8 protein-coding genes are annotated in these 7,562 nt (G+C 66.0%); 6 read left to right on the top strand and 2 right to left on the bottom strand.

Annotated elements, in window-relative coordinates:
* On the top strand, window positions 1-1,185 hold a 1,185-nt coding region (locus tag AC27KI_RS15805; protein ID WP_487114676.1), incomplete at its 5' end, for an MFS transporter.
* A gap of 86 nt (window positions 1,186-1,271) precedes the next feature.
* On the top strand, window positions 1,272-2,285 hold the full coding sequence (locus AC27KI_RS15800) for a M28 family peptidase (RefSeq protein ID WP_487114674.1): 1,014 nt from the start codon (window positions 1,272-1,274) through the stop codon (window positions 2,283-2,285).
* Window positions 2,286-2,455: 170 nt separating this feature from the next.
* On the opposite strand, the gene AC27KI_RS15795 is transcribed toward AC27KI_RS15800, so the two are convergent.
* A complete protein-coding gene (locus tag AC27KI_RS15795; RefSeq protein ID WP_487114672.1) occupies window positions 2,456-3,355 on the bottom strand; it encodes an AraC family transcriptional regulator in 900 nt (299 codons plus the stop codon).
* A gap of 142 nt (window positions 3,356-3,497) precedes the next feature.
* Here AC27KI_RS15795 and AC27KI_RS15790 point away from each other — a divergent pair, with 142 nt between their 5' ends.
* From AC27KI_RS15790 to AC27KI_RS15780, 3 genes are all read left to right on the top strand, one after another.
* A complete protein-coding gene (locus tag AC27KI_RS15790) occupies window positions 3,498-4,256 on the top strand; it encodes an SDR family NAD(P)-dependent oxidoreductase (RefSeq protein ID WP_284429951.1) in 759 nt (252 codons plus the stop codon).
* 101 nt (window positions 4,257-4,357) lie between these two features.
* A complete protein-coding gene (locus tag AC27KI_RS15785) occupies window positions 4,358-5,035 on the top strand; it encodes a glutathione S-transferase family protein (RefSeq protein WP_284429952.1) in 678 nt (225 codons plus the stop codon).
* Between the two features lie 128 nt (window positions 5,036-5,163).
* Complete coding sequence (locus tag AC27KI_RS15780) at window positions 5,164-5,955, top strand: Nif3-like dinuclear metal center hexameric protein (RefSeq protein WP_487114669.1); 792 nt, start codon at window positions 5,164-5,166, stop codon at window positions 5,953-5,955.
* Window positions 5,956-6,089: 134 nt separating this feature from the next.
* Here the strand turns inward: AC27KI_RS15780 and AC27KI_RS15775 are convergent, their stop codons facing one another.
* A complete protein-coding gene (locus tag AC27KI_RS15775) occupies window positions 6,090-7,022 on the bottom strand; it encodes a VWA domain-containing protein (protein WP_487114667.1) in 933 nt (310 codons plus the stop codon).
* 226 nt (window positions 7,023-7,248) lie between these two features.
* Between AC27KI_RS15775 and AC27KI_RS15770 the strand changes: the two genes are divergently transcribed.
* Window positions 7,249-7,562 (top strand): response regulator (locus AC27KI_RS15770; protein WP_487114665.1); only part of this gene is annotated, 314 nt, incomplete at its 3' end.

Raw genomic sequence — 7,562 nt, 5'->3', positions numbered from 1 at the left:
TTCGCCGCCGTGCTGGGCGGGCTGTTCTTTCCGGCCGACATGCCCGACTGGCTGCGCCAGCTGCAGACCTTCGGCATCTTCGCCGCCGGCTACCTGGCGCGCCCCGTGGGCGGCATCATCATTGCCCACTTCGGCGACAAGCTGGGCCGCAAGCGAATGTTCACGCTGTCGATCTTCCTGATGGCCGTGCCCACGCTGGTCATCGGCCTGCTGCCCACTTACGCCAGCATCGGCGTGGCGGCGCCGCTGCTGCTGCTGGCCATGCGCGTGCTGCAGGGCGCGGCCATCGGCGGCGAGATGCCCGGGGCCTGGGTGTTCGTGGCCGAGCACGTGCCCGCCAACCGCTACGGCCTGGGCGTGGGCACGCTCACGGCCGGCATCACGGGCGGCATCCTGCTCGGGTCGCTGGTGGCGATCGGCATCAACCGCAGCTACGCGCCCGCCGAGGTGCAGGAATTCGCCTGGCGCATTCCGTTCATCCTGGGCGGCGTGTTCGGCCTGGTGTCGGTGTATCTGCGGCGCTTCCTGCACGAAACGCCCGTGTTCCAGGAACTGGCCGCCCGCCGCGCCGTGGCGCGCGAACTGCCGGTCAAGACCGTGCTGCGCGACCACCGCGGCGCCATGCTGCTGGTGGCCCTGATGACCTGGGTGCTGTCCACCGCCATCGTGGTGGTGGTGCTCATCACGCCGACCTACCTGCAGAAGGTGTTCCACATTCCCGCCACGCTGGCGCTGGAGGCCAACGCGGTCGCCACGCTCACGCTCACCATCGGCTGCGTACTCGTCGGCTGGGCCACGGACCGCTTCGGCACCCGCCCGGTGATGCTGGTGGGCTGGGGCGGCCTGGTGGTCACCACCTACCTGTTCTACACGGGCCTGCCGGGCACGCCGGCCACGCTGGTGTTCAACTACGGGCTGATCGGCCTGTTCGTGGGCTCGATCGCGCTGCTGCCCATCGTGGGCGTGCGGGCGTTTCCGCCCGAGGTGCGCTTCACCGGCCTGTCCTTCTCGTACAACATGGCCTATGCGGTGTTCGGCGGCATCACGCCCATCCTCATCACGCTGTGGCAGCAGCACGACGTGCTGGCCAATGCCCACTACGTAGCGGCCATGGGCGTGCTGGGGTTCGCGCTGGGCTTCGTGCCGCTGGCTTCGCGCGGCTGGCAGCCTTCGGCGCGTACGTAAAGGGGAAGAGGGCGCCAAGACCCGACACCCCGGAGCGTTCAAACGGAATCACGTCTCGCTTGAGAATTAAGATTTGAGATTTGAGAATGAACGCAGTTTTTCAGAGCCTGCTGCGAATTTGTGGCGCCTTGGCCCTGGTGTTGTTCGGCCTCCTGGCTTTCGTCGTGGCCATGACGACCATGCCGGGGAGTTCACACCGGGGACCGCTCCCCGCCATGAGCGCCCAGGAACGGGAACTCTCGGGCCGGTTGCGAAGACACGTGACGGCCATTGCGTCCACCGAGCACAACCGGCGGCACTACGAAGCGCTGGAAGCCGCCTCCGCATACATCGAATCCGAACTCGCGGGCTCCGGCTTCGTGGTGCGGCGCGAGGAATTCAGCGTCGCTGGCAAGGTCGTGCGCAACTTGGAAGTCACCATTCCAAGCCCGTCGGCGCCGGGCCGCAGTGCCGTCGTCATTGGGGCGCACTACGACTCGGCCCAAGGAAGTCCAGGTGCCAATGACAACGGCACCGGTGCCGCAGCGGTGTTGGAACTGGCGAAGAGCCTGAAAGCTGGCGCTGAAACCGCGCGGTCAGACGTCATCCTTGTCCTGTACACCAATGAAGAGCCCCCGTACTTTCGTACCTCACAGATGGGGAGCGTCGTTCATGCAAAAGGCTTGGTATCCCGGGGCATGACGGTCAAGGCCATGCTGTCGCTGGAGACGATGGGGTACTTTTCTGACGAACCAGATTCTCAAAAGTATCCCTGGCCACTCAACCAGTTCTATCCCAGTCAGGGCGACTTCATCGGCTTCGTCGCGACCACTGCCGATTGGCGCCTCGTTCGCCGGGTCGTCCAATCGTTCCGCGCGCAGGCGGCTTTTCCGTCCGAGGGAGTCGCCGCACCCCGGTTCGTGCCGGGCGTGGATTTTTCCGACCACGCTGCCTACCTGGACGAAGGCATACCGGCGCTGATGGTGACGGACACCGCTCCGTACCGGTATCCCTACTATCACACGGCCCAGGATACGCCGGACAAAGTCGACTTCGACAAATTGGCGCGCGTGGTGTCGGGCTTGAACGCTGTCGTGCGCGACCTGGTTGCAGGTGACTAGTGCAGGCCGGGAACGGGCGGCTTTGGGTCTCTTTGTCCTAAAAACGCAGGGGTGACGATCCGGTGCGCCACACCCGAGAACCTTGAAGGCAACGCGCGCGGCGGGTAGGCGGTCGACGCAGGGCCGATGCAGAAAAGCCACGGAGATTGCGCAGTGATGGCCCATCGCTGTCAGGCCGCTCGCCTTGAAGGCAGCAGGGTGCCGCTGCGTCGCAAGTCTTGGCTGGGGCTGGCTTCGAATTGCCTCAGATAGTCGCGGCTGAATTGCGATGAACTCTCATAGCCCACCGCAAAGGCCGCGCCGGAGACGTTGTAATCGCCACTGATCAGCAGGCGGCGCGCCTCCAGCAGTCGAAGCTGCTTTTGATACTGCAACGGGCTGAGGCCCGTGATTTCCCGGAAGCTTCGATTGAGAGTCGCCCGGCTCATTCCACAGGCTGCGCCGACGTCATCGACCTTGAATGTCCGATCAAAGTTCTGGCCAATCCAGCCGATGGCTTTGCGAACCTTCGGAAGTGGACCCTTGGCACTCGCGATCTGGCGCAACAGTTTGCCGTGCTGGCCCGACAACAGCCGATAGAGCAACTCTCTTTCCACCAGTGGCGCGAGGATGGAGATGTCCTGGGGGCGGTCCATCAGCCGCAAGGCGCGCGCCAGGACATCCTCGATCTCCCGGGTCATGGGCGCGGTTGACAAACCCGGTTCGCTGCCTTCGTCGTCTTGCGCTACAGGCATGGACAGAATCAACTCATTGAGCAGCGCGGGGTCCAGCACCAGCGTGAGCGCGACATAGGGCCGTTGCCGGGCGTCGCTGTAGACCTGTCCCATGAGCGGCAGATCCAGGGCGCTGACCAGATAGTGGCCAGCCTCGTAACGCAGCACCTTGTCCCCGAAGGAGACGCGCTTGCTTCCTTGCAGGATGAAACATGCCATGGCGCGGTACTGGCACGCGTTTTCACTGTCCTGTCCCTGGTCGACATGCACTTCGATGCGGGGAATGCCTGACGTCTTTCCACCGGGTTGCATGTTCCTCAGCGCGGTTTCGAGCAGGCTGGCGGCGGGGGTGTCCATACGGAGGCTGAGCGGAGATTGGAGTGGTTGAGCCGATCGGGCAAGGGAACCAGCGCATCAGGCAAGCCTGGAAAAGCGCTTCGCCATAGATTGTGGGTTCTCGGCGATATCCGCCATATCAATCATGGAAATGAGTTCAATGATGACAGCAAAGATCGCTCTGATTACCGGCGCAAGCCGTGGGCTCGGCCTCAACATGGCTCGCCATCTGGCCCAGCGCGGCATCGGCATTGTCGGAACCTATCGTACGGGCCAAGCCGAAGCCGAGGCGCTTCAACGGGAGATCGAGGAAAAGGGCGGCAGGGCAGTGATGTGTCGGCTGGATGTGGCCGACACCGCATCCTTTGCGGCGTTTGGCGATACCGTGGGTGCTGCATTGCAAGAGTGCTTTGGCCGTCACCGCTTCGACCACCTCGTAAACAACGCTGGTATTGGCTTGCATTCCCCTTTCACCGACACGACGGAGGCGCAGTTCGACGCCCTGGTGGATGCCCATCTGCGCGCACCGCTTTTCCTCACGCAGCGGCTGCTGCCGCTGATCGAAGACGGCGGCAGCATCCTGAATGTCTCATCGGGCTTCACGCGTTTCACGCTGCCCGGCTACAGCGTCTATGCGGCAGTGAAGGCCGCCATCGAGGTATTGACCCGCTATATGGCCGTCGAGCTTGGCGAACGTCGAATCCGGGTGAATACCATTGCCCCAGGGGCTATCGCAACCGATTTCATGGGCGGGGCGGTGCGTGACAACGAAGGAGTCAACGCCTATGTGGCCCAAGGCATCGCACTGGGCCGCGTGGGCCAGCCGGACGACATCGGGCGAGCGGTGGCAGCCATTTTGTCGAGCGACCTGGCGTGGGCCAACGGCACGTCGTTCGATGTGTCCGGCGGGCAATTGCTCTGACGGCCTGCTGGCCCCTGCGGAAAACGGCATGGGCCAGCGGCAGTCCCGGTGTGGTTCCATGCCACTGCCCCTCCACGCGCCATATCGGATTGGACCCCACCATGTCGACCGCTGCACTCAGCCTCATCAGCCATCCTTTGTGTCCCTACGTACAGCGCGTCGCGATCGTGCTGCTGGAAAAAGACACCCCCTTCGACAGGATCGACGTGGACTTTTCGGCCAAACCGGCTTGGTTTCTCGAGATCTCGCCGACCGGCAAGGTGCCCTTGCTCAAGATCCATGGCGACCACGGTGCGCACCAGGTGTTGTTCGAAAGCATGGCCATTTGCGAGTACCTGGAGGAGACACAGGCGGGCGCACCACTGCATCCGCAAGACCCTGTGGAACGCGCAGAGCACCGCGCGTGGATTGAATTCGGATCGGCGACGCTGACAGAGGCCTGGGGCTACCTGAATGCCAAAGGTTCTGCGGCAGCCGATGCGAAGGCAACGGCCTTTCGGGACAAACTCGTGCGGCTTGAAGCAGCCCTCTTCACCGGGCCCTATTTCGGCGGAACCCGCTTCAGCATGGTGGACGCAGTGTTCGCTCCGATCTTTCGCTATTTCCAGGGCCTCCCCCCTCAAAGGAGCGCCGCGCTTTTCGACGGGTTGCCCAAGATCGGCGCCTGGCGCCAGAGTCTTGCATTGCGGCCGAGCGTGATCGCGGCAGCACCGCCTGACTACGCAGCGCTTTTTCAGGCCCACCTGCGAAGGTCTGGCTCCTGGTTGGCATGCCAGTGACCCGCTTTTTGGGTCATCGCCTGCCATGCCTTGCTGGGTACCCGCGCGATAGTGCAGTGCGGCATGGCATGCAGGCAGCAAGACCTTCCTCTGCAGCGAGTGCCTGACCGCGCTGCCACAATCGTCCCATGACCCGCCCCACCGCTTCCTCCGCCCACGGCATCGCCACCCCCGGGGTTTCCCGGCACGACCTGCAGCGCGCGTTCGACACCCTGCTGCAGCCCGAGCGTTTCAAGGACTACGGCCCCAACGGGCTGCAGGTCGAGGGCAAGGACCGCATCGCGCGCATCGTGAGCGGCGTGACGGCCAGCCGGGCGCTGATCGATGCGGCCATCGAGGACGGGGCCGATGCGATCTTCGTGCACCACGGCCTGTTCTGGCGCGGGCAGGACGGCCGCGTGACGGGCTGGATGAAGCAGCGGCTGCAGCGCCTGCTGGCCCACGACATCAATCTGTTCGCCTACCACCTGCCGCTGGATGCGCACGCCGAGCTGGGCAACAACGCGCAGCTGGGCCGCATGCTCGGCGTGGCCGCCGATGCGCGCTTTGGCGAGCAGGACCTGGGCTTCGCCGGCCCCACGGAGTTCGCCGACGCGCACGCCCTGGCCCGCCATGTGGAGAGCGTGCTCGGTCGCGCCGTGACGCTGGTGGCACCCGAGCCGCGCCCGATCCGGCGGCTGGCCTGGTGCACGGGCGGGGCGCAGGGCTATTTCGAGGGGGCGATCGCCGCCGGGGCCGATGCCTTCGTCACCGGCGAGATCTCTGAGCCGCAGGCCCACCTGGCGCGCGAGACGGGCGTGGCCTTCATCGCGGCGGGGCACCACGCCACCGAGCGCTACGGCGCCCCCGCTGTGGCCGAAAGGGTGGCCGCGCAACTGGGCATCGCCCACCGGTTCATCGAGATCGACAACCCGGCGTGATTGCGGCTGGCATCGCGCTTGCTATTGAATTAATAGCGATATGCCCTGGTACTGATTGCGCTGCAGGCCAAAAAGGTGCCAAAAATGCCAAAGGCCCGACGGTCCCAGAACCCCGGCAGGCGTGAAACCTTCGCCTACATCACCCGCCCGTACCACCACACCGACAGCGCGGCCGCCAGCAGCATGAACACCGCGCCGGCCAGCGCGAACAGGGCGGACACCTCGGTTTCCTTTTTCTCCACCGTGAGGCGCGAGCTGAGTGTCTCGTACACCTTCTGCAGGTCGGCCGCCGTGGCGGCGTGGAAGTATTCGGCGTTGGTGCGCAGGGCCACGGCCTTGAGCGTGTCCTCGTCCAGGCGCACGCGCATGGACCAGCCTTCGAAACCGATCGTCTCGCCGGCCACCGTGCCCACGCCCACGGTGTACACGCGCACGCCGCGGTCGGCGGCCCACTGGGCGGCCTCGAGCGGGTCCACGCCCGTGGTGCGCTGGCCGTCGGTCAGCATGATGATGGCGGCCGAGGTGTAGGAGCCCGGCGCCACGGGCGTGAAGGGCTTCCTGCCCTGCGCCCGGCCCACCTCGTCGATGGGCTGCGAGCGCATGGCCTGCCGCCCGCCCAGGGCGGCGATGTCGATGCCCGAGTCGGGGAACAGCGTGGCCAGCGACAGCAGGATGCCGTTGCCCGTCGCCGTGCCGCGCTGCAGCTGGAAGCTGTCGATGGCCTTCACCAGGTCTTCATGATTTTGCGTGGGCAGCTGCGCCAGCTGGGCGCTGCCGGCGAACGCCACCACGCCCACGCGCACGTGGCGCGGCAGGTCGGCGATGAAGGCCTTGGCGGCGTTCTGCGCGGCGGTGATGCGGTCGGGCAGCACGTCGGCGGCGCGCATGCTGCCCGAGACGTCCATGGCCAGCATGATGGTCTGCTGCTGCGAGGGCAGGGTGATGACGGCCAGCGGCCGCGCCGCGGCCAGCAGCAGCGCGGCCACGAGCGGGTGGCGCAGCCCAAGGGGCGCAAGGCGGTGGGACGGCGAGTGGGCGGCGGTATGGGCGGGGGCGTGGGCGGTCATGGCATCGGACTCCTGGGAGGACAGTGGCGGTTGGGTGGGGCGCCGTGCGCGGATCGCTGCGCCCTCGCCGCCACTGTGCCGCGCCACCGTTCCAAAACGATGGCCCGCGCATTCCAAGTGATGACAAACCATGACCGCTGCGCCAGCCCTGTCATGGCCTGACACGGGCATGCCGATGGCGCCGCGGGCCGGCCCTACCATCGCGGTCAATCACAGGGGTTTTTCCATGACCGATGCGCTGGCCCGGATTCTGGTGGCCGATGACGAACCCGACCTGCGGGCGCTGCTGGAGCGCTACCTGGGCGACCACGGCTACGCCGTGCGCACGGTCGACGGCGCCGGCCCGCTCGACCGGCTGCTGGCGCGCGAGCGCTTCGACGTGCTGGTGCTGGACGTGATGATGCCGGGCGAGGACGGCCTGGCCATCTGCCGCCGCCTGCGCGCGCAGGGCGAGACCATTCCCATCCTCATGCTGACCGCACGCGGCGACCCGGTGGACCGCATCGTCGGCCTGGAGATGGGCGCCGACGACTACCTGCC

The sequence above is a fragment of the Acidovorax sp. KPB24-03 genome (assembly GCF_057546605.1).
The sequence above is the reverse complement of the archived record's forward strand: the minus strand, read 5'-3'. Positions and strand labels throughout refer to the sequence as shown.